This window comes from Commensalibacter intestini A911 (assembly GCF_000231445.1).
Lineage (GTDB): Bacteria > Pseudomonadota > Alphaproteobacteria > Acetobacterales > Acetobacteraceae > Commensalibacter > Commensalibacter intestini.
Genome location: NZ_AGFR01000003.1, coordinates 847,419 through 873,106 on the forward strand (window position 1 = coordinate 847,419; position 25,688 = coordinate 873,106).

Genomic DNA, 25,688 nt, shown 5'->3' on the forward strand with positions numbered 1-25,688 from the left:
GCTTTATCCTCTTATAACCTTTTTTACTTTATCATTGAAAATAACATAATGCGTATTATTAGCTGGAATATTAATTCTCTTAGGTTGCGTTTACCTTTATTAAAAGAGCTGATTCAATTAGCTAATCCCGACATTATTTGTTTACAAGAAACAAAGGTTCCAGATCCTTTATTTCCGAAAGAAGATATTGAAGCATTAGGTTATCCTTATATCGTCTATAGAGGAATGAAAAGTTATAATGGTGTTTGTATTTTATCAAAACATCCTATTGAACTAAGTTCGTTGACGAAGGATTGGTGTGGTCAAGAAGATTGTCGTCATATTGCGGTTGACTTTGATTTTTTAGGGAAACCTGTAACATTACATAATTTTTATGTTCCTGCAGGCGGGGATGAGCCTGATCCTGATGTTAATCCTAAATTCCAGCATAAGCTTAATTTTTTACAAGAAGTAACAGCTTGGTTCAAAGACAATTTAAGTCAAAATAGTATTTTAGTTGGTGATTTAAATATTGCACCTTTGGAGCACGACGTTTGGAGCCACAAGCAGCTTTTAAAGATTGTTAGTCATACGCCTATTGAAACAAAAGGGCTAACCGCGTGGTTAAAAACAGGGTTTGTTGATGCGATGCGTGAAATCGTTCCATCATCTGAGAAACTATACACATGGTGGTCATATAGAAACAAAGATTGGGAAAAAACGAACAGAGGACGTCGTTTAGATCATTTGTGGATTACGCCCACACTTGTCCCTTATTTACAAGCAATAACTGTTTATAAAGAGGTAAGAAATTGGGAGAAACCTTCTGATCATGTTCCTATTTTATTAGAGCTAAAATGAAACTCTGTTTTTTAAAGTAATATAAACACAGAGTTTCGTTTTATTTTATGGCGTTAATTACGAAAAAGAGCTAAGACGGTATCCACCAGCTTCTGTAATCAATAAAGAAACGTTTGTTGGATCTGGTTCAATTTTTTGACGTAAACGATAAATATGTGTTTCAAGTGTATGGGTAGTTACTGCAGAGTTGTATCCCCATACTTCATTTAACAATACTTGACGTGGTACGGGTCTTGCACCAGAGCGATATAAGAATTTTAAAATAGCTGCTTCTTTTTCTGTTAATCGTATTCGCCTATTATTATCATTTTCTTGCAACAATTTTGCAGAAGGACGAAAAATATAAGGGCCAATAGCAAAAACGGCATCTTCACTATTCTCGAAAATTCGCATTTGTGCTCTTAAACGTGCTAGTAATTCTGCAATACGAAAAGGTTTTGAAACATAATCGTTTCCACCAGCATCTAACCCACGCACAACGTCATTCTCTTCATCAGATCCTGTAAGCATAATGATGGGTGTTCTACATCCATGCTTGCGTAGATCAGCACATAAATCGCAACCATCACCATCTGGTAGCATAACATCTAAGATGATTGCATCATAATGTTTATCTGATTTTAAGGCTTCTTTTCTTCCATCTTCAACAGTATTTACACCATAGACTTCAAATTCACCATCTACCTGTAACTGTTCAGATAATGTTTCTATCAATTTTGGGTCATCATCGACAACCAAAACAGGGTGTAATCCAGCCATAAAGCATCATCCTTCTGTTATAAATTACATCTTAGCTTAAATTAATTTTTATTAGTATTAATAATAAAAACCATATCAGGCTTAATCTCTCATTAATACTATAGTTTTTCCTTATATTATCATAAAAAAAAAGTTATCATGATAAAAGATTAATTTTTATATTATGTATAATATAAATTACAAAAAACTAAAAAAGAAGAGGCTTATGGATATTCTAACAATTGTATCTTTCTTATTTGTATTAACCGCGATCAGCAGCACTATAAATCATAAATTTTTAAAGCTTCCCATGACGATTGGGATTATGATTATGGCGTTTGTATTTTCACTCCTTTTATTTGTTTGTGATTATTCAATTACATTTTTTTCTGGATATCATTTTGCTAAAGACCTTTTGGCGGATATGGATTTTCCAAAGCTTCTTTTAAATGGAGCATTAGCATTTCTTTTATTTGCAGGAAGTTTGCATATCAAATTAGATGAGTTATGGAAAGCAAAGTATAATGTTGCTTCTTTGGCTATCTTTGGCACTTTGATTTGTATCTTTACCTTAGGCACTGTTTTTTGGTTACTATTTTCTTTATTTTCTCTTTATATTCCTTTTGTTTGGTGTCTTGTTCTAGGGAGTATTTTGGCACCAACTGATCCCGTTGCAATTATTAATATGTTGGGTAGATTAGGCCTTCCTCATCGAATGCAAGCAATCTTTGCTGGGGAAAGTTTGTTTAATGATGGGATTGCCTTAATGGCTTTTACGACGTTGATCGCGATTGCTACCAGTGGCCATTCTCCAAGTGCTGCGGGTTTATCATTGATTTTTGTGCAAGAAGTCTTTGGTAGTTGTATTTTAGGGGCGATTACAGCTTTTATAACCATTGCTGTTATTAAGCGTATTAATAATGATGATATTATTATCTTATACTCACTTGCATTGGCTGCAGGCACATTTTCTTTGGCAGAACATTTTCACATGTCAGGCCCGATTGCAGTCGTGGTTAGTGGGTTATTAATGGGAGATTACCTTCAAAAGCGTCCATCAAAAGACGATCATGATACAGTGACTGGCTTTTGGCATGTTATTGATGAGGTTTTGAATACATTATTATTCTTGCTAATTGGTTTGGAGATTATGGTAATCCCATTCCATTACCAAACAATATTGATTAGTTTAGCTTGTATTCCATTTTTAATTATATGTCGTTTTATTGCAGTTGGGATTAGTGGGTCTGCATTGCTTTATAAAGACAGCAATCCAAAGGGATTAATTTCGATATTAACTTGGGGAGGTCTACGTGGAGGGATCTCTTTGGCAATCGCCCTGTCCCTTCCAAATGTATTTCCCAAAAGTGAAATCCTTGTTGTGACATATATCTGCGTTATCTTCACAGTTATTGTCCAAGGACTCACAATGGAAAAATTAATTAATTATTTTTATAAACTAAAATAATTATTCAGCATCCTTTTGACGTTCCAGCACAGCACAGAAGAAACCATCGGTTTGATATTGTGCTGGGGTCAATTGGAAAGTAGGATTTTGATAGAAATCAGGAGGAAGCAATCCTTCTGGTGTATCAGGGCATACCAATTTAAATTCTGGATGTGCCTTCAAAAAGAATTCAATTTGATCTTGGTTTTCTTTTCTTAAAATAGAGCAAGTTGCATAAATTAAACGACCACCCTCTTTAACCATTTTGGCCGCAGAATCTAGAATATCAGATTGTTTTGCTACGATTTCGTCTAAATCATTTGCTTTAAACTTTAAACGAGCATCTGGATTACGTCTCCAGGTTCCTGTGCCACTACATGGCGCATCTACCAAAACACGATCAAATGTTTTGACGCGTCTTTTAATCCATTTTGCACCTTCAGCAAAGATATGTGTTTGAACATTAAACACACCTGCACGACGAAAACGTTTTTCAGCAGCACTGACACGAACAGTATGCACATCAGAGGCAATAATTTGCCCTTTATTTTGCATCATTGTCGCCATTGCTAATGTTTTACCACCTGCTCCAGCACAAAAATCCAATACGCGCATTTGAGATGTAACACCAGTCATTAAGGCAATTAACTGACTACCTTCATCTTGGATTTCAATGATGCCATCTTTAAAAAGATTAGTGGATGTTACAGATTGACGTCCTTCAACACGTAATCCCCAAGGCGATAAAGGCATATTTTCTGAAGAAATACCTTCTTGTTTCAGCATTTCTTTTGCGTTTGAACGCTCTTCTTTTAAGAGGTTAACACGTAAATCAAGAGAGGCTGGTTGTAACAAAGCAGACAACTCAGCATCAATATTATCACCAAATTGTTGTTCTAATAGCGGATAAACCCAATCTGGCACTTCATAGCGCACAGCTTTAGGCATATCATCAGAAAACATCTTTTGATTTTCTAAAGACTGTAAATATAAACCTTCATTTTGTGTCAAAGATAATGGTGCATAGCGTTCGCCAGAAAACAAATGACTAACTTCTGTCAATGTTTTTCCTGTGAGCATTAAAAAAGCAGCCACCATCATTCTAGGATTAGTTGGGCTACCGATGCGTTTCAACCACCATTGTAATTTACGATAATGGCGCATGATTTCCCATATTTGAGCGGAAACATATCGACGATCCCCTCCGCCAATATAACGGCGTTGTCTGAAAAAGCGATTGGCCGTTGCATCAGCTGGTGCATGCCTTTGGTTTTGAATATTTAACAGCAGTTCAATAACCGCAGATATTTGGGCAGAAGGAGTCATAATTCGATACTTATAATTAATTGTGACGATAGTTTGGAGCTTCACGTGTGATCGTCACATCATGAACGTGGCTCTCTCTTAAACCAGCCCCAGTAATTTTACGGAACTGAACATTTTTCTTCATGGCATCAATGGTTTCATTTCCTGTATAGCCCATTCCTGCTTTTAATCCACCAACAAGTTGATGAATTACAGCTTCAGCTGAACCTTTATAAGGAACTTGACCTTCAATACCTTCTGGAACCAATTTATGGCTATCTTTAATATCTTGCTGGAAGTAACGATCTGCAGAACCTCTGGCCATCGCACCAAGGCTACCCATTCCACGATAAGACTTATAAGAACGACCTTGATAAAGGAAAACTTCACCAGGAGCCTCATCGGTTCCTGCAAGTAAAGAGCCTACCATAACAATATCCGCACCAGCGCCAATTGCTTTGACAATATCGCCAGAAGTACGAATGCCACCATCAGCGATTAATGGAATATTTTCACGATGGCAAACTTCTGCCACTTCCATGACCGCAGAGAATTGAGGAACACCCACACCAGCGACAACACGTGTAGTACAAATAGATCCTGGGCCGATACCCACTTTAACTGCATCAGCACCAGCATCAATTAATGCTTTTGCCCCTTCAGGAGTTGCAATATTTCCTGCTATCAATTGAACATCTGGATAATCTTTTTTCAAACGCTCAATTGATCTTAATACACCAGAGGAATGACCATGTGCCGTATCAACAACTAATACATCAACGCCAGCTTCAATCAAAGCCACAGCACGTTGATATCCATCTTCACCAACACCAGTTGCTGCAGCACAACGTAAACGACCAAATTGATCTTTGTTTGCCAAAGGATAAACGACAGATTTTTCCATATCTTTGACAGTAATAATTCCAACGCAACGATCTTGTGCGTCAACAACTAATAGTTTTTCAATGCGGTTTTGATGAAGTAATTTTTTAACTTCTTCAGCTTTAACGCCTTCTTTGACCGTAATAAGGTTTTCTTTGGTCATAAGTTCAGAAACAGGCTGATTAGGATTAGTTGCAAAACGAACGTCTCTGTGTGTGACGATACCGACTAAACGGTTCGTATTACGTTCAATAACAGGTAAACCACTAATTTTATTTTTCTTCATAATTTCAATGGTTTCTGACAAAGTATTGTCAGGGTATACAGTCACAGGATCAACGACCATACCAGATTCAAAGCGTTTTACTTGGCGGACTTGATTTGCTTGCTCTTCGATGGTTAGGTTTTTGTGAATAACCCCTATCCCACCATTTTGTGCCATTGAAATAGCCATTGCATATTCTGTAACCGTATCCATTGCAGAAGAAATCAAAGGGATATTTAAAGGAATAGAGCGTGTTAATAAACTTTTTACAATTGTTTGGCTGGGCAATACGTCAGATTGCGCAGGAATAATTAATACATCATCGAAAGCGAGCGCTTCACGAATCTGTTTGATTTGAAAAGAAGAGTTTGCCATCTTGCTGCCCTTTATAGAAATAAAATAACGATAAGAAAAAGGGATAACCCATATTTTTTGGGTTCCAACTATTGGCAACTCTTCATACTCGTAAAAACGCTTTTTGGCAAGGATAAAATGAATTTTAACGAGAATTAAAATGTTTAATCTCAGTTATTTTAGATAATTTAAATGGATTTACAATAAGTTCGTGTTCTCCAAGATACTCGCTATGAGGACACGAGCCAGTAATAATAGCTTGCGGTTCGGCATATACTTTTAAAAGTACACCTCCCTCTTTATAATAAGAACATAATCCTGATGCAAACCTTTTAGCCACCTCTTCTTTTGGTGTCCAATTAAAACCTACTCTATTTTTTTTAAATCTACAGAGTTGCTCTCCACGCCATAAAGTTATCCCTGCCCCCGTATAAGCTGGAAATATTTTATAAAGGATTTTTACTAGTTCTTTATCATTATTAAAAGCATTTCTTATTTGATGACTTCTTACTGTCCATTCACTTCTAAATAATTCTTGAATATCTTTATTTAAAGATTTTTGTTTTGCTGCAATTTTCCATATTTTTTTTAAAGATTTTTTACATTTGATGGTTGTAAGAGTTGTTTTTAAATGATCAAAATCGTTGGAAGTAAGAGCATTAATCGTAAATAATAAAGCATTATTTTCGCTTATAGGTATACATTTATATTTTGATACATTTATTTCTAATTGCATAGAATGTTTAGGATTATTATAAGATGTAGATACAAAATTTATATTTATAATTTTTTTGTTCATCAATAATTTAATAGCTGATTATAAAACGCTATCCTAAGAATAAAGAGAATAGCGTTCTATAAATTACTCTGGTTTCCCTTTGAATCCGGTCGCAATAACATAAAGCTCTTTTGACTCTTTTCGACTTGCAGGTGGCTTTGCGTGTTTAACAACTTTAAAGGATTTCTTTAGTGTATCTAACATTTCTTTTTCAGATCCACCTTGGAATACTTTGGCAATAAAAATCCCTTGAAGATTTAAAATATCCAGAGCAAATATCAGTGCATCTTTGGTTAGATCAATAATTCGAATATGATCTGTTGCAGCATGTCCTGTCGTATTTGGAGCCATATCAGACATTACCAAGTCTGCTTTGCCTCCCAATTTATTAATAAGGATATCCATATTTTCTGGATCTGTGAAATCGCCTTGAATGATTTCAGCCCCAGGAATAGGATCAACAGCCAATAAATCAATACCTACCACTTTTGTTGCTTTTCGAAAAACGGCAACTTGTGACCATCCGCCAGGTGCAGCCCCCAGATCGACTACTTTTAAGCCAGGACGTAAGAATTTAAATTTTTCATCTAATTCAATGAGTTTAAATGCAGCTCTGGAGCGCCACCCTTGTTGTTGAGCAGCACGAACATAAGGATCGTTCAGTTGACGAGTTAACCATCTTTGTTGGGATGTAGAGCGTCCATGGCTTTTTTTTAACTTAACTGTTAAGCCAGCTGTAGAGAAACGTGAAGTTTTTTTCTTTGGCGAATTGCTATTCGCACTTTTTTCATCCATAGATTTGTAACTTTATTATTTAAAAATTAACTTTTTACAAGAGAAGGTAATAAATTAAAATTATGTTTATTCATTTTATTTAATTTATTTTCTTGCATTTTGGCAATGATGCCATCACGAATACCTCGATCAGCAACGACAATATCTTCTACAGGCCATAACGTATGAATAGCCTCGAAAATTGCACATCCAGGAAGTAAGTAATGTAACTTACTATGATTAACGGTTGCGTAATCACAAATTTTATTAAATTTACTGACCAAAACATGGCGGATCATATCTTTAACTTGTACTGTATCTAATAATAATCCATCGATAGCAGCTCTGCTATATTTAGGTTGCTTTAAAATCATACTGGCCAAAGCGGTTACTGTTCCACTAACTCCAATAAACTGGACTTGTTCTCGTAAGATTTCAGCTCTGATTTGATGAATACGTTCAAACTCTGTGATTTTACTAATCACAAATTCAACCATTTGATAGTAATCATTGAGGGTCAAACGTTTAAATTGTTCTTTTAAAGTAATAACACCAACAGGAATGCTACAACAACCAATTAAGGTTTGTTTCCGTCTAATAGGATCAATTCTGACCCACGCAATTTCCGTTGAGCCGCCACCAATATCAAACAATAAAGTTTTGGTTCTATTACGACGTAAAAGTTTATCATGTAAAAAATTACTACACCCTGTAACAGCAAGTTCTACTTCCTCTCGAGGAGAAATAATGCTGATATTAAGACCTGTTTCTTGTTTAACACGATTTAAAAAAGAAGGGGCATTTTTTGCACGTCGGCAAGCCTCGGTTGCTACAGCGTATAGATTGAAAGATTTTCGTCGGTGAATTCTGGCAGCACAGTGATGCAAAGCTAGCATTGTTCGCTCCATAGCGGCATCGCTTAACAAGCCAGTTTCATAAAGTCCCTCACCTAATCGAACGACACGGTTGTAATTGTCAATAATACGCCCTCCCTTTTGACCAGAAGAAACGATCAAAAGGCGACAATTATTCGTACCTAAGTCTAATGCTGCGAACATGTCCCTCGTCCAATCTTTTTTAAAGTGAGCTTACTCCTTAACGTACAGCTACCTAAATTCTTTATACTCTACTTATTCAGTTTATACCATAATATACTTGTTTTATATATAAATTAATGATAATTTTTCAACCGAAACTAATGTGATTGGGAGATAGTTTAGCGGTAGAACTATCGGCTCTGACCCGGTTAGCCCAGGTTCGAATCCAGGTCTCCCAGCCAAAAAATATTAATAAATTCAAGAAGATAAACGTAAATGCAATGGAAAACCCTTCTTTTAAACCAAAGCATCAACATTCATATTACTCCTTCCCCCCCAAAAATACCGTTATTTTTAAGAAATGAAGTTGATTTTATTTGGGATAATAAAAAGAAGCAATTTCCTAAGTTGTTTAATGGTAGAGTATTTAATGTTGCATCGTTGAGTCCAGATATTATTTCTGGATACTGGACTGAATATAAAAAAGTTTTAGCCCAAACAGAAAAGCCTGAACTATATTCAGAACTAGCTATTCGTTCTCTTGCGGTCATTGGTCTTATTCAATGTCCTGAAGGGTTTGTTTTAGGAAAAAGAACGGTAAAATCCGTTTATTTACCTGGATATTGGCAATCACCTCCAGCTGGAACAGTTGAATCACGAGGTGGAAATGATGAGGTCGATTTAATTCAACAACTCTATGCCGAAGCAGAAGAAGAATTGGGATTACACGCTCATCACTTGATGGATCCTAAAATTATATCAGCTACAGAGCACACGGATACGCATATCATTGATATTGGAATTTTGCTAAAAACAAACTTATCATTTCAGGAAGTCTTTGATTTATGGAAGCAAAATAATAATCCTGAGTATGACGAGTTGCTATGTTGTGTTGACTATGAATCTTTACCAGAGAACACCTTACCAACAACTCGTTTTTTAATTCAAAATTGGTCAGAGTAACTTAAGACGCAACACCAATACCGATTTGTTTGATGTCATGAAATGATAATTCTTTATTGGCATCAATCGTACGTTGCATCATAAAGTCTGATGTTGATAAAAAGACTGGATCTCCATCAATATCATCCGCAATAGCACTGCGATTAGAATTAATAAAGCGATCTATAATATTTTGTTCTCCTTGCACCCAACGTGCTTGAGAATAGGAAATACTATCAAAAGTAATTTCTACACCATATTCATGCTTTAATCGTGTTTGTAAGACGTCTAATTGCAACACCCCAACCACACCAACAATTGGTGCAGAACCATCTTGAGGTTTAAAGAGTTGCACAACCCCCTCTTCTGCTAATTCTGTTAACGCTTGTTTTAGCTTTTTAGCTTTCATCGCATCTTTTAAATTAACTCGACGTAAAATTTCAGGAGCAAAATAAGGAACGCCTGTGAATTGTAAATCTTCGCCCTCGGTCAAGGTATCCCCAATTCTTAATGTACCATGGTTAGGAATACCAACAACATCTCCAGCAAAAGCTTCTTCAGCTAATTGACGATCTCTTGCAAAAAAGAACTGAGGCGTATGTAAGGCAAATGTTTTACCTGTGCGGGTATGTTTTAACTTCATCCCTCTTTCAAGGCGACCTGAGCAAATACGAGCAAAAGCAATACGGTCACGATGATTAGGATCCATATTTGCTTGGATTTTAAATACCAATGCCGTCATAGCAGGTTCGTTTGCTGCAACTTGACGATCTTGACTGTCTTGATTCCTTGGGCTAGGCCCAAATTCTGCCAACGCATCCAATAAATCAGTAACACCTAGCTCTTTAATCGCACTACCAAAAAACACAGGCGTTAAAAATCCAGCATTAAAATCATCCAAATTAAACTCAGGTAAGCCAGCTTTAGCCAGTTCTACTTCTTCTTGCATTTGCAAGATACGTTCATCATTATTGGCAACTTCTTCTTTTAGGCGCATTGACTCTTTACGTAAGTCATAAGTTCCTAAAAATTTAGCTGCTCTGCCGACGGGCCATGTTAATGGTGTGGTTTCTAATGCTAGTGCTGATGCAACTTCATCTAATAAATCAAATGCATCCTGAGATTCTCTATCCATTTTATTGATAAAAGTGACAATAGGAATATCTCTAAGGCGACAAATTTCAAAGAGTTTACGTGTTCTAGCCTCAATTCCTTTTGCGGCATCAATAACCATCACCGCAGCATCAACAGCGGTTAGCGTTCTATAAGTATCTTCGGAGAAGTCTTCATGGCCTGGAGTATCGAGTAAGTTAAAAATACATCCACCATACTCGAAAGTCATGACAGATGTGACCACAGAAATTCCACGATCTTTTTCAATATTCATCCAGTCAGAACGTGTGCGACGTTGTTCACGTTTCGCACGCACATTCCCAGCCATTTGAATAGCACCCCCAGCATGCAAAATACGCTCTGTCAATGTCGTTTTACCAGCATCAGGATGGGAAATAATCGCAAACGTGCGACGACGAGAGATTTCTTTTTCCAAAGATTGAGCTGAATTTGACATTGAAGATACTCGGGTAAAATATTGGGGTTTAAATACACAAAAGCCGAGCGTATATACACCGCTCGGCGACCTTGCAATAACAGCAAAGAATAATTAACGAGAATAGAACTCGATAACTAGATTTGGTTCCATTGTTACAGGATATGGAACATCGTTTAATTTAGGTGTACGAACAAACGTACCTTTCATTTGACGATGATCAACTTGCAAATATTCTGGTGTATCGCGTTCTTTGCTTTGAACTGCGTCAAGAACGATTGCTAGTTGTTTTGATTTTTCTTTAACTTCAACAACATCATTATCTTTTAAAGAATATGAAGGAATGTTTACTTTTTTACCATTAACTAAGATATGACCATGGTTAATAAATTGACGTGCAGCAAATGGAGTAGCTGCGAATTTCAAACGGTAAACAACTGCGTCGAGACGGCGTTCCAAGATGTCGATCAAGTTTTCAGAAGTATCCCCTTTACGACGTGATGCTTCTGCATAATAACGACGGAATTGTTTTTCGCTAATGTTACCATAGTAACCTTTTAGCTTTTGTTTAGCCATTAACTGAACGCTAAAGTCAGATGGTTTTGAACGACGACGTTGACCATGTTGACCAGGACCATATTCACGTTTGTTCACTGGTGATTTAGCACGTCCCCAAAGGTTTACACCAAGGCGACGGTTAATTTTATATTTACTCTGTAAACGTTTACTCATAACGTATAACAACTTTCTTATTTATGATAATATTGCAGAGGCTAACAATATTAAGATTTATTGTACTGGTAGTTCCAAAATAACGGACGGGTTTAGACATTTAATCATAAAATCTACCTCTTAAGATTTTATATGCAGAATAAACCACTTTCCCAGCAATAGAAACTGTATACGAAAGTTAACTAAAGAAGTCAAATATTTCTTTACTAAAAAAGATCATATTAGTTTTAAAATATTCAGATCAAAACCTTGAAAATGCCGCTGTAAAAATACATCTGTTACAGTAACAAGTGTATAAAATAACAAGAGAGTTGATATGGTGGTTTCAAGCAATGTTACTGACTTAAATACAGATAATACAAGCACAATAGACAACCAAACGGTAGAGTATGCAAGTTTAACTACAACTCAGAGTGGTAGTGACGATAGTGATACATTAACATCAACAACTAGTAGCAGCAATATAGTTGCAGCAGCAGCGACAACAACTAGTAATATTAGTTCAAGTACTATTCGTGGTGGTACTGTTGGTAATGGTTACCTTTATAACTTAACCGGCACAGCCCAGGCTTCAAATGTTAGTATATCTGGTACTGGTAGTATGACTGTATCAGGTAGTAATACCTCTATAACCAATACAAATGTTAGCAACGGTGGGTATCTTTATATTCAAGGTGGAACCACAGGATATAATACGTCTGCATCAGGTAGTGGAACTCGTGTTTGGGTAAGAACTAGTGGCACAACTATCTCAAATACAACCGTAACAAACAGTGCTGTTATGGGGGTGTATCATGGTGCGGAAGCAACTAGCACTACACTGACAAGTTATGGTACAATGTCTGTTTTTAGTGGTGGTATTGCATCCTCAACCCAAATGAGTCAGAGTGCTCGTTTAGAAGTTGGTTCTGGTGGTATTATTGTTGATACAGTAATGGCAGATTTATACACAGAAGCTAGCGTGCATAATAGTGCAATAGCTATTAATACTACTGTTACAAACAATGCTTCCATGATTATTTATGATAATGCGAGTGCCTCGAATACGACGGTTCATGATGGTGGTTATTTATCTGTTACTTCAAATGCAATTATTTCTCAAACCACCATAGGTTCCGATGGTTCTGCAGTATTAGGTTATAGTGCTTCAGCTTATGATACAAGTATCACTAATGGTGGTGTTCTGTCTGCATATATTGGTGGGACACTCAGTGGAGCCACAGTGACAGATGGCGGAACTTTGGCAGTCTATTCTGGTGCCTCAGCATATGATACTTTAGTCACTGGAAATGGCGCTCTTTTACGGATAACATTTAGTGGTACTTCCGTTTTTAATACCTCTGTTACAAACTCTGCTAGTATGATTGTGCGTAGTGGTGCCATTGTATCCGGTACGACCGTTAATTCTGGTGCAAATCTGAGTATTTATGCAAATGGTGTAACCCATAGTACGATTATTTCTGATGCTGGAACGCTTTTTAATGTAGCTTCAACCGGGTCTGCCATTAATACATCTGTTACTAATGGTGCGTCAATGGTTGTCTTAAGTGGTGGTATTGCCTCAACAACCACGGTTGATAATGATGGAATTGTGTCTGTTCTGAGTGGAGGAACATTATATCAAACGAATGTTAATAGTAACGGCCTCTTAGTCATCAATTCAGGTGGAATATTAAAAGATACAGTTTATATTTCTAATGGTGGTTCTGCAACTATTTGGGCAAGTGCTGGTGGAAGTGTAAGCTTAATTGGTGATCAAAATACTAACCTTACACTTACTGGTTTAGAGAATGGTGGAAATACAACTGTCGTTATTGGAGACTTCACGGGTGTTGAAGCTGGCAACTCTGACTCTATTACCTTAGAGGGAATTAACCAACAAGACGTTACTTTGGTTGAGTATAAAGATGCTAATGGTAATGATAGCCCTGACCATGTGACGTTAACACTTAAAGATGGTTCAACCATTACGCTGAATATCGTTGGTGCAGAAGATTCAGGGTACTCTCTTTCAACATCGGGCAATGGTAGTTTGGTCTATGAAGTCTGTTTTTTGACAGGCACACTGATCCGCACATTGTTAAATGATGAAATCAAAGTAGAAGATTTACGAGTTGGTGATTCTGTCATGACCTATGATTGGCAAAATAACCAAGAAGTGGCTAAGGCTGTCAAATGGGTAGGATATAAACATGTTGTTGTAGATCCACAAGCCCCTTATGATGATGTAGCAGGTTATCCTGTTCGTATCTCTAAAAACGCTATTGCTGAGAATGTGCCACATAAAGACTTGTTAGTAACCCCAGAACATTGCCTCTTCTTTAATGGTAGCTTTGTTCCAGCACGGATGTTGGTCAATAATTACAGTATTTTTTATGATCATTCGATTACGGAATATACTTACTATCACGTAGAAACAGAAGAGCACTCTGTGATTTGGGCTGACGGTATGTTGACTGAGACTTATTTAGATACAGGAAATCGTAAGGTTTTTAAACAATATCAAGATACAGCAACATTATTCGCACAAAGCTCTGATCTTAAAAGCTGGGAAGATGACGCTTGTGCGCCATTGTTAACCGACCGTTCTGTTATTGAGCCTCTTTTTAACGAATTATTAGATAGAGCAAAAGAAATAGGATTTGAAAAACAAACTCAGAATATTGTTATTGATCAAAACCCAGAGCTTCATTTAGTGACGGATACAGGAGAAATTATTGTTCCACATTCCATCCAAAAAGAACGTTTGATTTTTGCGGTGCCGAGCGATGTTCATTCTATCCACTTAGCCTCAAAAGCAAGCCGTCCAAGCGATGTTGTTGGTGCCTTTTTGGATGATAGAAGAGAGTTGGGCGTATTAATCGGAGATATTACCTTATTAACCCCACAACAAACCTATAAAATCCATAATCACTTAGATACACCTAAATTACAAGGATGGTATAATGTGGAAAATGGCCCTTATCGCTGGACTAATGGAAATGCTTTATTGCCTTTAGAACAAAGTAAGGAAAATACAAAAGAAGATTCACAAAATATTCTCGTCGTGCAAATTGTTGCCGCAGGTCCTTATATACAGCAAATGCAAGGCTAAACCTTATTTGAACTTACGTAGTGCTCTATACTTGGCATCTTTCAGAAGTTAATTTTGAAAGATGTCTTTTTTTATTCGGTTTATGAAACAGGGTATGAATAAGTTTTTTCTTCTTTAGTTTAGATGACTATTAATAGAAAAAATAATTTTAACTTGGAAAACGATAATAAACCGCCTAGCATCAATATAAATAACATTATTTTAGGAGTTTTTCATGGAAGAATTATTTGCACAAAAGTGGAAATGGTTTATCGGATTAGGAGTTGTTACTCTAATTTTGGGCTGCTTAGCCTTACTTGATACCGTATTGGTTACCATTGCGCTTGTGATTGCTTTGGGAGTTGTTTTAATTATTTCTGGCTTTGCACAAATTGTTCATGCTTGTTACGTCAAAGAATGGAAAGGGTTTTTGTTCTCTGCTTTGGCTGGGGTTGTGTATTTAGTTGGTGGTGTTTTGTTAGTCAAAGGACCTGTAATTGGATCATTGCTTCTCACCGTTTTTCTAGCCGTTTGTTTTTGTTTTGGTGGTGTCATGCGTATCATGATTGCTTTGAAACATAAATCAACAGGTGGCTGGGGATTTTTAATGTTTAGTGGCGCTCTCAGTGTGATTGTTGGAATTATGTTAATCGCACAACCTGTCACTGGCCTATGGTTTATTGGCTTTATGGTTGCATTTGACCTTATCTTTATTGGCGCAGCTTGGATACAACTAGGCTTTGCATTAAAAGAAAAGGCCAAATAGGTTCCTACTCTTTGCTGTCTTCCTTAGGTCCTCTGACCAATTCAGCAACAACCCCGTGTAAGGTTCGTAATTCTTGTTCTGTCACCTCTCCTCTTTGGAAGAAATGACGAATATTACGAACCATCCCTGGGCGTTTCTGTTCATTGCGTAAAAAGCCACAATAATCGAGCTCTCTCACCAAATGAGACATAAAATTCTCTAACTCACCTTTAGTTGCAACATGCGTTCCATTAGTTTGCAGTTGTCGTTCAGGTGTTTGTTCGGCTGCCATCCACCATTCATAAGCCATAATCATGACAGCTTGAGCTAAATTCAACGACATAAACCGAGGGTCTAATGGATATCTGATCCAATAATCTGTATGAGCAAAATCATCATTTTCTAACCCAGTCCGCTCAGGCCCAAATAAAATACCGACCTTCAACTCACGATTAGTCATTTCACGCATTTCCAAAGCTCCACCACGAGCCGTTAGTAATGGTTTAATGATGTGACGTGGACGTGGACAAGTTGCAAAAACATGATGAAGATCCGCAACGGCCCCCTCTACGGTTTCAAAGACTTGAGCATTATCAAGTAAACGATCTGCACCAGAAGAGGCTCTCCATGCAATAGACTGAGGCCAACCATCACGGGGGGCGACTAATCTTAAATGAAATAATCCACCATTTGCCATCGCACGAGCAACGGTTCCGATATTTTCACCAAGCTGTGGTCTTACTAAAATAACAACAGGTGTATTGCCAATGGGCACTAAATCAGCACCACCATCTTTGCCGGTCATATTTGTCTCCATATTGTGCCTTGAGGGCTATCTTCTAACATAATTCCCTGATCTTTTAACTCATCACGAATACGATCAGCTGTTGTAAAGTCCCTTGCCTTTTTAGCGGCGTTCCGTTGTTCGATTAATGCTTCGATTTCTTGAGCTTTATCTGTATTTTGGAACCATTGTGTAGGTAATGTATTAAATAAACCGAGCTGTTCGCCAGCGAATTTAAGTTTAAATGCTGCTTCTTTATCTCCTTTTAAAGCCTGATCTGCTAATTGATGCATAACCATTAATGCTTTAGGTGTATTTAGATCATCCAACATTGCGTTTAAAAAGCTTTTTGAAACATATTTTTTATGAGATAATACTTTTAAAAATGATCTTAATTTTGTAAATTTTCTCTTTTTGTCTATAATTTTAGTAACTAATTTATGCCAGGTATCTTTAGTGATATGACTATTTATATCATATAAATATTGTCCTAGAAAAAATTCTTTTTTAGCTATTTTATTTAAAAAATCGACCATTTTTATAGCATCTTGATTGCCATTTTCAGCTTCGTTAATTGAATGACATACGTCTATTAATGCTTGATCTGTAAATAAATACCTAACAGTTTCACCATAACTGTCAAAAATAAACAATTCTTTTTCAAAAGCAGATAATGCACGATAAAAACGATCCATAATCTGCTTTGCTTCTTTCAATCCTGATTGAGAGAAGTTTAATACAGAACGATAATGTGCTTGAAGCAATGCAAAACGAATAGCTTCAGGATTATGTTGCTCTAGAATTTCACGAATAGTAAAGAAATTGCCTAAAGATTTAGACATTTTTTCACCATCAACAAGCAACATCGCATTATGCACCCAAACATTTGCAAAATGACTTCCTGGGAAACAGCATAGACTTTGTGCACATTCATTTTCATGGTGAGGAAATAATAAATCATGTCCACCACCATGAATATCAAAATTTTTACCCAAATAACGATAAGACATTGCAGAACATTCAATATGCCAACCTGGACGCCCTTTACCCCATGGACTATCCCAACCAGGTTCATCAGCAATAGAGGGTTTCCATAATACAAAATCACCAGGATTCTTTTTATAGGTTGCGACCTCTACCCTCGCCCCAGCAATTAATTCTTCTGGATTGCGTCCTGATAATTCACCATAATTTTTATAAGAAGGAACAGAAAATAAAACATGCCCTTCAGCAGCATAGGCATGGCCATTTTCAATTAATTGAGCAATCATAGATATGATTTCTGCAATATGTTCTGTTGCTCTGGGCTCAACATCAGGAGGAAGGATATACATAGATTGCATATCTTGATGAAAATCCTGAGTTGTTCTTTCCGTTAACGATTGAATAGATTCATTATTTAATTTTGCACGAGCATTGATTTTGTCATCAACATCTGTGATATTACGGACATATGTGACTTTGGGATATAATGTTCTTAATAGCCGAACTAAAATATCGGCCGTAAGCATTGCTCGTAAATTCCCAATATGCAAAAAATCATATACCGTAGGCCCGCAAAAATAGAGACGTACATGTAAAGGATCTAATGCAACAAAAGGAATAACCTTATGTTGGCGACTGTCATATAATGATAAGTTTAATTTACTCATTTTCTTTTCTTTACTGTCTATATTTTGAAGTGCCTAGAATGTCTTTTATTTTCTTAACTAAAAATTACAAGTCTTTTTTCTTTATATTGTAGAACATTACATGCAAATCACTAAACAAAATTTCTTTAAAAACGAATTGATGGCAATTGCCTATATTGCTATTCCAATTGCTTTTTCTCAATTATGCCAGATGGCTATGGGGGTCACAGATACTATTTTATTGGGACATGTGAACAAAGAAACCTTAGCAGTTGGTGGATTAACCACCAATATATTCTTTTCAATTTGTATTATTTTTCAATCCGCACTGAGCGCTGCTGCAATTCTGATTGCTCAAAATATGGGTGCTAAGAAAATTAAAGAGATTTCCAAAGTCTATTGGACTACCTATGTTTTTGGATTACTCTTGTGTATTCCTTGTTTCTTTATTTTGTATCATTCGAGTACAATCTTGCAGTGGAATGGCGAGCATGATCAAGAAATTTTAACACAATCTAGACATTTTATGGTGATCCTTTTGTGGGGAATGCCCCCTGTTATTGCAGGAACTGGGTTAATTAGAGTGATCTTACCTGCATTAAATGCATCAAAAATCTTATTACAAATCACGCCTATTACTGCCATTATTAACGGTTTGTTAAATGCGGCCTTTATTTATGGCTTATGGGGTGCACCTAAAATGGGACTATATGGTTCTGCTTTGGGAACGACGATTGCTTTGTGGTTATCAACCTTTATCTTGATTGGGGTTGCTCATTGTAAAAAAGATCTCAAACAATATTTGTATCCTTTTGCAATTGATTTCTCTTTACTAAAACCGCTAGCAAAACTTGGATTGCCAATCTGTGTTGGCGCTGCTGCTGAAATATTACTTTTCTTATTTGCAAATTTTAATGCAACGAAGCTTGGAACAGATGCGCTTGCTGCACATCAAATCGCGATTAGCTTCGCAACCCTTGTATTTATGATTCCGCTTGCCATTTCACAGGCTGCTAATGTGCGAGTAAGTTATTGGGTTGGTGCTCAAAAACCTTATAGAGCCAAAAAAAAGTGGTTTCCTTACTGTCGGCTTAAGTGCATTGATTATGACATTTATTTGCTCTATTGTTGTTATATTCCCTTATTTTGTTGTGCGTTTATCACTTGATACGACCTCTCCTGATAATGCCAATACAGTGATTATTGCAGCGGCTATTATTCAAATTGTTGGTTTATTTCAAATTGTTGATGGCATACAAACCGTTGCGATGGGGGCTTTGCGTGGCTTAAAAGATACCACTATTCCAATGATTCTTGCTTTGATTAGTTTTTGGGGTGTTGGATATACGTTAAGTGTCTGGTTTGCCTTTAATAAACATTGGGGAGCCCCAGGGCTTTGGGCTGGAATGGGTATAGGACTTGGTGTGATTGCATTTCTTTCTACAACCCGCTTTTATTTCTTAACTAAAAAACCCAAAAAAATGCTGCAACGTGCTTTGAAATAAATCTCTGCACAATCATACAATACAGATAAAGTATAATCTTTCATAATGATCCTAATAGGATGCGCCATTATGGCGCTATTTATCGTCTTAGGATATATTGGCAAAGCAATTATCCCTCACCGTTATTTACCTTATATTTCTTTGGTTGGAGCGGTTTATACTTACTATGTAGCGTATCAAAAGGTTTTCCCTACCATCACGATGGAGGAAGAAGATGCAACGGTTTCTACTCAAAAGCGTTTGACATTTTGGAACGGTTTTTTAATACAATTTTTAAATCCTAAAGGGATATTATTAGCCTTTCCAATCGTTGCAATTATGTATCCTTCTGCACATATTACAGGCATAAATATCGCTTTGATTTCCTGTGCTATTTCTATAGGTGGAGGGTTGGCCCCAGGCTTATATGCATTGGCTGGCGATATTATTGGTAAGAAAATTAAAAATAAAACTTGGATACAGCGATTTACTCAACTGATGGGCGCAATGTTAATTATTGTCGGATCAATGATGTTATATGATTTCATAATTGATAGTCATTTATTCCAATAAAAATTACAATCGATTAACAATAGACCGCCAATGTAAAGGGGTTATTCCAAACGCCTTTTTAAAATGTTTTGTCATATGGCTTTGATCAAAAAATCCAGCCATGATAGCAGCTTCAGCTGGTGGTTTTTTTAACAGTAAAAATGACTTTACCTGATCCAGTCTACGCATAATGATATAACGATGTGGGCTGGTTCCAAATATCCCTTTGAAATGACGAGAAACACTCCATCGATCACATCCGATATTTTGCTCGATATCAGCAAGACTAATAGTTTCTTGTAAAGAACAGTGGATATATTCTCTGGCACGTTCGGCCATACTGTAATCAAGAGGTTGTTTTCCTTTTTGTAATCCTCCAGATATATCACGCAATACCATAACAAATTCATAAAAAGCATCTTCTTCTTCGAGCTCATTACGATAGTTGGGTGATAAACAAGACAGTAAATTTTTTACTTTTTGAAATAAAATTGGATGCTGACTTATGCCATTTTTAATAAAATGCAAAGAAGACCCACGCAAAATTTGTTGGATAAGTTCTGGCTTTATATAAACCATTTTATAATGGAAACCTGCGTGTGTCCCTGCCATTCCATCATGCTTTTCATCAGGATATAACACCATAGTGCTACCTGGAATATTATGTTGGACACAACCACCATAATGAAAAGATTGAATACCTGATAACGTCAATCCTACCGCAAAAGTATCATGACGGTGTGAATTATATGCGTGACCAGAAAAAAAGGCCTCGAACGCTTCTAATGTATTTGTATGATATTGATTATATATTTTGTCATCTTTAGACAAGATGATCGATCCTTAATAGGATGATATTTGATTGGATATTAACGTAAGTCTAGCAACGCTAATATCCAATAAATAGATATTCTTAGAATTTAAAGGATACAGAAACAGATCCGTAGTTAAATAAGCCACCTTTTTGACCGTTAAATTCTTGAGTTTGCCATGTTTGGGTATAAGCAATCTTATACCCTTTAACAATCACAGCTGCACCAGCAAGAATTTCACCTACATCCCATTTTTTAGATACATGTTGTTGATGTGAATGAGTTGGATCACCTTGTAAAGTAGCGTTATAAGCCACAGCTTGGCCATCAACGCCACCAAAGACATACCAGTTTACAAAACGGGTGCCAACATAAGCATCAGTACCATCATCACCAGAACCAATACGAGAAGGTCCGAAATCACTATCTAATCCTTGTCCAAAACGAACAAGACCACCAAGTTGCGCATAGGTTTTATAGTTACCAGCTGCACCGTTTGCAGAAGGAAGCGCATCAAAATCAACACCGCCTAAATGTGCAAATTTATAACGCCATGTACGCCCCATTTGAACTTGGAATACAGGCATATTTTTTAATTGGTTATGCCAACCTTCATTTTTATGATCACCAATAATACTATGGAAACCATTTTGCACTTGACGCCCTAAAGCACCAGGCCCCATTAAACCTGCTTGAATACCAAAAACGCTACGTGTGTTATCTGTATCACTAATAAGGTTCACTGTGGTTAATAGAACACCTGCATACGGACGATCATGAGGTAAGACCGCACGAGATCTAGTATCACGTGGGGTGAACATCATTTGTTGCAAACCCCAATGAATACGTTGCATCCCATCGCCTAATAAGAAGGTATTTACATCAGCAATTGGCTTTGGAAGCTTATCTGTTGGAGAAGTCCAACCAATTCTTAATCCATTGGTATAATATTGGTCGGAAGTACCATTTAACGTTGATGCAGCATCATTTTCCCATTGAAAGGTTAATGTATCATATGGATCCTGCTTAGGTGTAGCATGTGCTGTAGAAGAAATAACAGCTGTTGAAATCATAGCTGTTGTCAATAAAAAGCTAGAAACAGATAAGCGTTTTTTAATGCCCATAATATGCCCTTATAACCTTGCAATAAGAAAATGTGGAGAATGTTATTTCTTATCTACGTCTTTTATTTTTTAAAGAAAAGATGTTTGTGGGGCTATTGAATTGGATTAAATCATTTAATCTGTGATTGGAACATATTTGCAACGCTGTGCTGTCTGCGCATATAACCTAAAATGACCTTGGAACGCTTGAATAGATTAGCTTTCTTGGTGCCATAAAGCATTAGGAACCTTTTTTTGTAAAAACTTTTCATGCTCTTCCAACTCTTGTTGGGTTGGCTTAACAAATATTGGTGTATGCTCTTGTAAGTTTTGGTAAACTTTTCCTATCTTTTCAGAGTCTTGCCTCGCAAATCCCAACCCTCTTTGCCTACCACCTGTCAGCTGAATATACACTTCAGAAAGAAGTTTACAGTCTAATAATGCGTTATGGGTTGTTCTGGCAGATAGATCGATAGAAAAACGTCGACATAATGCATCCAAACTGTTCGGTGATAAAGGATATTTAGCTCTGGCAAGTTTTAACGTATCAATCATACGATCTAAAGAAACGGCTGGTCGTTTGATACGGCTGAGCTCTGCATTAATAAATTTAAAATCAAACGGTGCATTATGAGCCACCAAAGGATCATCTTGGATAAATTCTAAGAAATCATCAGCAATGTCTTTGAATTTGGGCTTTCCTCTCAAGTCCTCGATCGTCATTCCATGAACACGTGTTGCTTCAATAGGAATATCACGTTCAGGATCGACTAAAACGTGATAAAAATTATCTGTTGGCAAATCATTAATGAGCTCAATCGCAGCAATTTCAATAATACGATCCCCTTTATCGGGATCAACACCTGTGGTTTCTGTATCAAATAAAACAGAGCGCTGATTCATAATTGTCCTGCCTGCATTAATCGGATAATTTTCTTAATTTGAACAAATGTATACGCTTTGGACAATCCTGTTTGGATAACAATATCTGCCATTTTACATTTTGTTTTACTAGGAAGTTGAGCATCAATAAACGCTCGTGCCTGTTCCCATGTAATCGTATTGCGCTTTAATATTCGCACTCTTTGTATATTAACAGGTGCCGTAACGACTAATGTTTTTGTGCAAAGTAAGTTGATCTTTTTTTCAAAAAGCAACGGAACATCTAAAATACACCATTTTAACCCCCTAGCTTGTGCCAAGCGAATAAATTTATCTCTTTCTTGGGCCACTAATGGCAGAATAATTTGCTCTATTTTCTTTAAGTTATGACGATCTTCAACAATTAAACGACGCAAATAGTTCCTATCCAGTGCGTTATTTTTAACAGCACCAGGAAAGACCTGCTCTATACGTTTTAACCCTTTACCATGAGGCCCTTGTAATTGATGAACAACACGATCCGCATCAAAAACAGGGAAACCATATTGTTGGAATAAAGCACATACCGTGCTTTTCCCCATTCCTATACTACCTGTAACCCCTAAGATTTTCATAAGCGGACTATTTCTTTAAACTATTTGCAACAAATTCAGTTAATTCATGATCGACGACAGGATCCACACCAAACCATTTAGAAAATCCTAAACGAGCTTGATGCAATAACATTCCAAGACCTTCAACAGTTTTTAAGCCTTTAAGTTCTGCGGCCTCTAATAAAGGTGTTATTCTTGGCACATAAACAATATCTGTGACGACGAGATCTTTGGATGCATGTTGTAGGTCAAATAGATAATCATCCTTTCCTTCCATGCCTAAAGACGTTGTATTCACAAGAACATCAAATTGTCCAAGTTCTTTTATCCACGACTGCCATTCAATAATTTGCCCAGCGCCTAAATCTCGCACCAGCTGTTCTGCACGTTGTAACGTCCGATTGGTAATCGTGATTTGAGCACCATCTTGAATTAAAGAGTAAGCCACAGAGCGAGCGGCCCCACCTGCCCCTAAAATCAAGACTTTTTTGTCCGTCAAGGTTACATCTGCATCTTTTAGATTGGCAACAAAACCATCCCCATCGGTTGAAGTTCCATGAATCTTACCATCTTCTGTAAACCATAATGTGTTCACAGATCCCATTTTTTTTGCAGTTTCATCAACGATATCACAACATTGATAAGCAGCTTCTTTATGAGGGATAGTAACATTACAACCTTTAAATCCAGCGGCCTTCATTCCTTGAATAACATTTTTAAAGTCCTCAGCCTTAACCGCCAAAGGAATATATGCGCCATCAATTTGATGACGTTGTAACCAAAAATTATGTAATAAAGGAGAGCGTGAATGTTCAATAGGCCATCCTAATACAGCAGCAATTTTTGCTTTTCCTGTAATTAACTGCATACTGTTTCATACTCCTTTAACGCCATAGGTAATAAAAGTGACAATCGTTCAGCCCATTCTTGTTGTTGATCTTCCGTTGTAATTAAATCTTGCCGAATTTCCAACTCTAAATAAGGTAGTCCTTTTTTATAAGCATGTGTTGGGACTGTATAGTCATTCTTTTCAGTCAACGCATAAGGTTGGTTATCACCAATTGGAAAAGAATAATTCTCTTCTAATATTTTCTTGAAAATCATAGAAAATTGATCATTTTGACTATGTAAAATACCAGCATGCCAAGGTCTTTGAAATCCGTCATGCATCACAGGGGTAAAACTATGTAAAGAAACAAAAATCGTTTCCATATTGATTTTTATACGCTCACCAACAATCTTTTCAATAATTTGATGATACGGCTCATAAATTTCTTTAATTCTTGCTTGTTTCTCTTCTGTGGTCAGGCTTTGATTTCCAGGAATAAGGATATCATCACTATTCTCAGCAATCAAAGTTGGGTTATTGATCCCTCTATTACAATCAATGACTAATCGAGAGTAAGTTTGTGCAATAAAAGTTGCATCTAATAACGTAGCGATTTCTGTTCCTACTTTTTTAATCCCAATATCCCAAGCAATATGACGATACCGATCTTTTTCTTGTAGTCCAAGGTTGTTAAGTTCTGAAGGGATAACATATCCAGCATGATCGCAAACCATCAAAAAAGGAGAAAAAGATTCCTCATTTATAATAGAAAAAGGTGCTTGATCATCTTTGCTTAATAACATTTAATTTTCCTTCTCAAAACTTAATTTTTTATTTTTAAAGAGACTAAAATATTGTGAATCTAAGTAAATAATATGGTCTCCCACATTTAAATCAAAATGCCTTGTAGAACTTTGTAGAGTTAATGCGAATTTTGCTTCATTTTTACGCATTTCTGCTGAAAATTCATTGCCTGACACATAATGAATAGTGATTAAATTCATTGCGTAAAGTTTTAATGCTTTTTGAATAATTAGAGAAATAGAGTTAACACCATGATGGACAATATATTCATCACATATAAGTCTTTGTTGATTGTTTAAAAATAATAATCTTAAAATTTTTTTATTATTTATTTCACATTTTAATGGATATTCATTTAAATAAACAATAACATCTTTCCAATGTTTCATATACGGGCGATTATAAGAGTCAGGCGCCACTAACCTTTCTGTTGTCTGTTTTAATAAATGAATAAGTTCAATAAACTCTTGTGATATATTTGCCTTTGTTAAGATTTTATCCTCTGCACTGAGTAATCCATCCAAAGAGCCAAAACTATTTATTAAATGCTTTGCGAGTGGTTTGGTATCTTTTCTTGGGATCGTAAGATAAAGAAGCATTTCAAGAAGTTCATATTCTTGAAGGGACTCTCCGCCTTTTTGTAATAAACGAGCACGCATGCGTCCTCGATGTCCAGCACCATTTAACGTGGTAAATTGTTTGCTTCTTTTTGAAACTGACGGTAAAAAAGAATTACTCACCTTATATATTCCT

At 36.5% G+C, this 25,688-nt stretch carries 25 protein-coding genes and 1 tRNA gene; 9 read left to right on the forward strand and 17 right to left on the reverse strand.

All coding sequences use genetic code 11. The annotated features are described in order from the left end of the window. Positions 1 to 48 precede the first annotated feature (48 nt). Entirely contained in the window at positions 49 to 840 is a 792-nt protein-coding gene (gene xth, locus CIN_RS04245; RefSeq protein ID WP_008853826.1) for an exodeoxyribonuclease III, read from the forward strand. Positions 841 to 897: 57 nt separating this feature from the next. On the opposite strand, the gene CIN_RS04250 is transcribed toward xth, so the two are convergent. Then, positions 898 to 1,599: a response regulator transcription factor gene (locus CIN_RS04250; protein WP_008853827.1), complete on the reverse strand. Its 702-nt coding sequence runs from the start codon at positions 1,597 to 1,599 to the stop codon at positions 898 to 900. 205 nt (positions 1,600 to 1,804) lie between these two features. On the opposite strand from CIN_RS04250, the gene CIN_RS04255 reads away from it, so the two are divergent. Then, on the forward strand, positions 1,805 to 3,046 hold the full coding sequence (locus CIN_RS04255) for a cation:proton antiporter (RefSeq protein ID WP_040363775.1): 1,242 nt from the start codon (positions 1,805 to 1,807) through the stop codon (positions 3,044 to 3,046). On the opposite strand, the gene CIN_RS04260 is transcribed toward CIN_RS04255, so the two are convergent. The 5 genes from CIN_RS04260 to CIN_RS04280 all read right to left on the reverse strand — a co-directional run bounded on the left by CIN_RS04260 (position 3,047) and on the right by CIN_RS04280 (position 8,441). Further along, positions 3,047 to 4,351, reverse strand: coding sequence for an RsmB/NOP family class I SAM-dependent RNA methyltransferase (locus tag CIN_RS04260; RefSeq protein ID WP_008853829.1), 1,305 nt, complete (start codon positions 4,349 to 4,351; stop codon positions 3,047 to 3,049). It abuts the gene before it with no gap. A gap of 16 nt (positions 4,352 to 4,367) precedes the next feature. Further along, a complete protein-coding gene (gene guaB, locus CIN_RS04265; protein ID WP_008853830.1) occupies positions 4,368 to 5,852 on the reverse strand; it encodes an IMP dehydrogenase in 1,485 nt (494 codons plus the stop codon). 124 nt (positions 5,853 to 5,976) lie between these two features. Beyond that, complete coding sequence (locus CIN_RS11335; RefSeq protein ID WP_008853831.1) at positions 5,977 to 6,630, reverse strand: hypothetical protein; 654 nt, start codon at positions 6,628 to 6,630, stop codon at positions 5,977 to 5,979. Positions 6,631 to 6,693: 63 nt separating this feature from the next. After that, positions 6,694 to 7,404, reverse strand: a complete 711-nt coding sequence (locus tag CIN_RS04275; protein ID WP_008853832.1) for an RlmE family RNA methyltransferase — start codon at positions 7,402 to 7,404, stop codon at positions 6,694 to 6,696. A gap of 26 nt (positions 7,405 to 7,430) precedes the next feature. Beyond that, entirely contained in the window at positions 7,431 to 8,441 is a 1,011-nt protein-coding gene (locus tag CIN_RS04280; protein WP_008853833.1) for a Ppx/GppA phosphatase family protein, read from the reverse strand. 147 nt (positions 8,442 to 8,588) lie between these two features. Between CIN_RS04280 and CIN_RS04285 the strand changes: the two genes are divergently transcribed. Both CIN_RS04285 and CIN_RS04290 read left to right on the forward strand, forming a co-directional pair. Further along, positions 8,589 to 8,662: transfer RNA gene (locus tag CIN_RS04285), tRNA-Gln, on the forward strand. A 34-nt stretch (positions 8,663 to 8,696) separates the two neighbouring features. Continuing rightward, positions 8,697 to 9,383 (forward strand): NUDIX hydrolase, encoded by a 687-nt coding sequence (locus CIN_RS04290; protein ID WP_008853834.1) that lies wholly within the window; start codon positions 8,697 to 8,699, stop codon positions 9,381 to 9,383. A gap of 1 nt (position 9,384) precedes the next feature. Here the strand turns inward: CIN_RS04290 and CIN_RS04295 are convergent, their stop codons facing one another. Both CIN_RS04295 and rpsD read right to left on the reverse strand, forming a co-directional pair. Then, entirely contained in the window at positions 9,385 to 10,932 is a 1,548-nt protein-coding gene (locus CIN_RS04295) for a peptide chain release factor 3 (protein ID WP_008853835.1), read from the reverse strand. Between the two features lie 93 nt (positions 10,933 to 11,025). Continuing rightward, positions 11,026 to 11,643, reverse strand: a complete 618-nt coding sequence (gene rpsD, locus CIN_RS04300) for a 30S ribosomal protein S4 (RefSeq protein ID WP_008853836.1) — start codon at positions 11,641 to 11,643, stop codon at positions 11,026 to 11,028. 316 nt (positions 11,644 to 11,959) lie between these two features. On the opposite strand from rpsD, the gene CIN_RS04305 reads away from it, so the two are divergent. Then, positions 11,960 to 14,737 carry a Hint domain-containing protein gene (locus CIN_RS04305; protein WP_008853837.1) on the forward strand — a complete coding sequence of 926 codons (2,778 nt, stop codon included), beginning with the start codon at positions 11,960 to 11,962 and terminating at the stop codon, positions 14,735 to 14,737. 214 nt (positions 14,738 to 14,951) lie between these two features. Next, positions 14,952 to 15,482, forward strand: coding sequence for an HdeD family acid-resistance protein (locus CIN_RS04310; RefSeq protein WP_008853838.1), 531 nt, complete (start codon positions 14,952 to 14,954; stop codon positions 15,480 to 15,482). A 4-nt stretch (positions 15,483 to 15,486) separates the two neighbouring features. Here the strand turns inward: CIN_RS04310 and CIN_RS04315 are convergent, their stop codons facing one another. Both CIN_RS04315 and cysS read right to left on the reverse strand, forming a co-directional pair. After that, the gene (locus CIN_RS04315; protein ID WP_008853839.1) at positions 15,487 to 16,266 is read right to left on the reverse strand and encodes an RNA methyltransferase; all 780 of its coding nucleotides are present in this window, start codon (positions 16,264 to 16,266) and stop codon (positions 15,487 to 15,489) included. Continuing rightward, positions 16,263 to 17,897 (reverse strand): cysteine--tRNA ligase, encoded by a 1,635-nt coding sequence (cysS, locus tag CIN_RS11665; RefSeq protein ID WP_008853840.1) that lies wholly within the window; start codon positions 17,895 to 17,897, stop codon positions 16,263 to 16,265. The genes CIN_RS04315 and cysS overlap by 4 nt, the downstream gene beginning before the upstream one ends. 100 nt (positions 17,898 to 17,997) lie before the next feature. On the opposite strand from cysS, the gene CIN_RS04325 reads away from it, so the two are divergent. From CIN_RS04325 to CIN_RS04330, 3 genes are read left to right on the forward strand one after another with little or no spacing between them, the layout of a single operon-like run. Further along, positions 17,998 to 19,044: an MATE family efflux transporter gene (locus CIN_RS04325; protein ID WP_050798331.1), complete on the forward strand. Its 1,047-nt coding sequence runs from the start codon at positions 17,998 to 18,000 to the stop codon at positions 19,042 to 19,044. Next, positions 18,983 to 19,381 carry an MATE family efflux transporter gene (locus tag CIN_RS12145; RefSeq protein ID WP_050798332.1) on the forward strand — a complete coding sequence of 133 codons (399 nt, stop codon included), beginning with the start codon at positions 18,983 to 18,985 and terminating at the stop codon, positions 19,379 to 19,381. Before CIN_RS04325 ends, CIN_RS12145 begins: the two co-directional genes overlap by 62 nt. A gap of 45 nt (positions 19,382 to 19,426) precedes the next feature. Beyond that, positions 19,427 to 19,933, forward strand: coding sequence for a LysE family translocator (locus CIN_RS04330; protein WP_139016928.1), 507 nt, complete (start codon positions 19,427 to 19,429; stop codon positions 19,931 to 19,933). Positions 19,934 to 19,936: 3 nt separating this feature from the next. Here CIN_RS04330 and CIN_RS04335 read toward each other — a convergent pair whose 3' ends face one another. The 7 genes from CIN_RS04335 to CIN_RS04365 all read right to left on the reverse strand — a co-directional run bounded on the left by CIN_RS04335 (position 19,937) and on the right by CIN_RS04365 (position 25,675). Continuing rightward, a complete protein-coding gene (locus tag CIN_RS04335) occupies positions 19,937 to 20,743 on the reverse strand; it encodes a helix-turn-helix domain-containing protein (RefSeq protein ID WP_211475705.1) in 807 nt (268 codons plus the stop codon). An 82-nt stretch (positions 20,744 to 20,825) separates the two neighbouring features. Continuing rightward, positions 20,826 to 21,848 carry a lipid A deacylase LpxR family protein gene (locus CIN_RS04340; RefSeq protein ID WP_008853845.1) on the reverse strand — a complete coding sequence of 341 codons (1,023 nt, stop codon included), beginning with the start codon at positions 21,846 to 21,848 and terminating at the stop codon, positions 20,826 to 20,828. Positions 21,849 to 22,043: 195 nt separating this feature from the next. Further along, positions 22,044 to 22,730: a DNA polymerase III subunit epsilon gene (gene dnaQ, locus CIN_RS04345; RefSeq protein ID WP_008853846.1), complete on the reverse strand. Its 687-nt coding sequence runs from the start codon at positions 22,728 to 22,730 to the stop codon at positions 22,044 to 22,046. Further along, on the reverse strand, positions 22,727 to 23,323 hold the full coding sequence (gene coaE / locus CIN_RS04350; protein ID WP_008853847.1) for a dephospho-CoA kinase: 597 nt from the start codon (positions 23,321 to 23,323) through the stop codon (positions 22,727 to 22,729). The genes dnaQ and coaE overlap by 4 nt, the downstream gene beginning before the upstream one ends. A gap of 7 nt (positions 23,324 to 23,330) precedes the next feature. Next, positions 23,331 to 24,170, reverse strand: coding sequence for a shikimate dehydrogenase (locus tag CIN_RS04355; RefSeq protein WP_008853848.1), 840 nt, complete (start codon positions 24,168 to 24,170; stop codon positions 23,331 to 23,333). Further along, complete coding sequence (locus CIN_RS04360) at positions 24,161 to 24,934, reverse strand: N-formylglutamate amidohydrolase (RefSeq protein ID WP_008853849.1); 774 nt, start codon at positions 24,932 to 24,934, stop codon at positions 24,161 to 24,163. The genes CIN_RS04355 and CIN_RS04360 overlap by 10 nt, the downstream gene beginning before the upstream one ends. Beyond that, complete coding sequence (locus CIN_RS04365) at positions 24,935 to 25,675, reverse strand: JAB domain-containing protein (protein WP_040363777.1); 741 nt, start codon at positions 25,673 to 25,675, stop codon at positions 24,935 to 24,937. Between the last annotated feature and the right edge of the window lie 13 nt (positions 25,676 to 25,688).

What these genes read in the sequence shown, in the direction of transcription:
- xth (WP_008853826.1), top strand. Translation starts at nt 49, where the DNA reads ATGCGTATTATTAGCTGGAATATTAATTCTCTTAGGTTGCGTTTACCT.
- CIN_RS04250 (WP_008853827.1), bottom strand. Translation starts at nt 1,599, where the DNA reads ATGGCTGGATTACACCCTGTTTTGGTTGTCGATGATGACCCAAAATTG.
- CIN_RS04255 (WP_040363775.1), top strand. Translation starts at nt 1,805, where the DNA reads ATGGATATTCTAACAATTGTATCTTTCTTATTTGTATTAACCGCGATC.
- CIN_RS04260 (WP_008853829.1), bottom strand. Translation starts at nt 4,351, where the DNA reads ATGACTCCTTCTGCCCAAATATCTGCGGTTATTGAACTGCTGTTAAAT.
- guaB (WP_008853830.1), bottom strand. Translation starts at nt 5,852, where the DNA reads ATGGCAAACTCTTCTTTTCAAATCAAACAGATTCGTGAAGCGCTCGCT.
- CIN_RS11335 (WP_008853831.1), bottom strand. Translation starts at nt 6,630, where the DNA reads ATGAACAAAAAAATTATAAATATAAATTTTGTATCTACATCTTATAAT.
- CIN_RS04275 (WP_008853832.1), bottom strand. Translation starts at nt 7,404, where the DNA reads ATGGATGAAAAAAGTGCGAATAGCAATTCGCCAAAGAAAAAAACTTCA.
- CIN_RS04280 (WP_008853833.1), bottom strand. Translation starts at nt 8,441, where the DNA reads ATGTTCGCAGCATTAGACTTAGGTACGAATAATTGTCGCCTTTTGATC.
- CIN_RS04290 (WP_008853834.1), top strand. Translation starts at nt 8,697, where the DNA reads ATGCAATGGAAAACCCTTCTTTTAAACCAAAGCATCAACATTCATATT.
- CIN_RS04295 (WP_008853835.1), bottom strand. Translation starts at nt 10,932, where the DNA reads ATGTCAAATTCAGCTCAATCTTTGGAAAAAGAAATCTCTCGTCGTCGC.
- rpsD (WP_008853836.1), bottom strand. Translation starts at nt 11,643, where the DNA reads ATGAGTAAACGTTTACAGAGTAAATATAAAATTAACCGTCGCCTTGGT.
- CIN_RS04305 (WP_008853837.1), top strand. Translation starts at nt 11,960, where the DNA reads ATGGTGGTTTCAAGCAATGTTACTGACTTAAATACAGATAATACAAGC.
- CIN_RS04310 (WP_008853838.1), top strand. Translation starts at nt 14,952, where the DNA reads ATGGAAGAATTATTTGCACAAAAGTGGAAATGGTTTATCGGATTAGGA.
- CIN_RS04315 (WP_008853839.1), bottom strand. Translation starts at nt 16,266, where the DNA reads ATGACCGGCAAAGATGGTGGTGCTGATTTAGTGCCCATTGGCAATACA.
- cysS (WP_008853840.1), bottom strand. Translation starts at nt 17,897, where the DNA reads ATGAGTAAATTAAACTTATCATTATATGACAGTCGCCAACATAAGGTT.
- CIN_RS04325 (WP_050798331.1), top strand. Translation starts at nt 17,998, where the DNA reads ATGCAAATCACTAAACAAAATTTCTTTAAAAACGAATTGATGGCAATT.
- CIN_RS12145 (WP_050798332.1), top strand. Translation starts at nt 18,983, where the DNA reads ATGACATTTATTTGCTCTATTGTTGTTATATTCCCTTATTTTGTTGTG.
- CIN_RS04330 (WP_139016928.1), top strand. Translation starts at nt 19,427, where the DNA reads ATGATCCTAATAGGATGCGCCATTATGGCGCTATTTATCGTCTTAGGA.
- CIN_RS04340 (WP_008853845.1), bottom strand. Translation starts at nt 21,848, where the DNA reads ATGGGCATTAAAAAACGCTTATCTGTTTCTAGCTTTTTATTGACAACA.
- dnaQ (WP_008853846.1), bottom strand. Translation starts at nt 22,730, where the DNA reads ATGAATCAGCGCTCTGTTTTATTTGATACAGAAACCACAGGTGTTGAT.
- coaE (WP_008853847.1), bottom strand. Translation starts at nt 23,323, where the DNA reads ATGAAAATCTTAGGGGTTACAGGTAGTATAGGAATGGGGAAAAGCACG.
- CIN_RS04355 (WP_008853848.1), bottom strand. Translation starts at nt 24,170, where the DNA reads ATGCAGTTAATTACAGGAAAAGCAAAAATTGCTGCTGTATTAGGATGG.
- CIN_RS04360 (WP_008853849.1), bottom strand. Translation starts at nt 24,934, where the DNA reads ATGTTATTAAGCAAAGATGATCAAGCACCTTTTTCTATTATAAATGAG.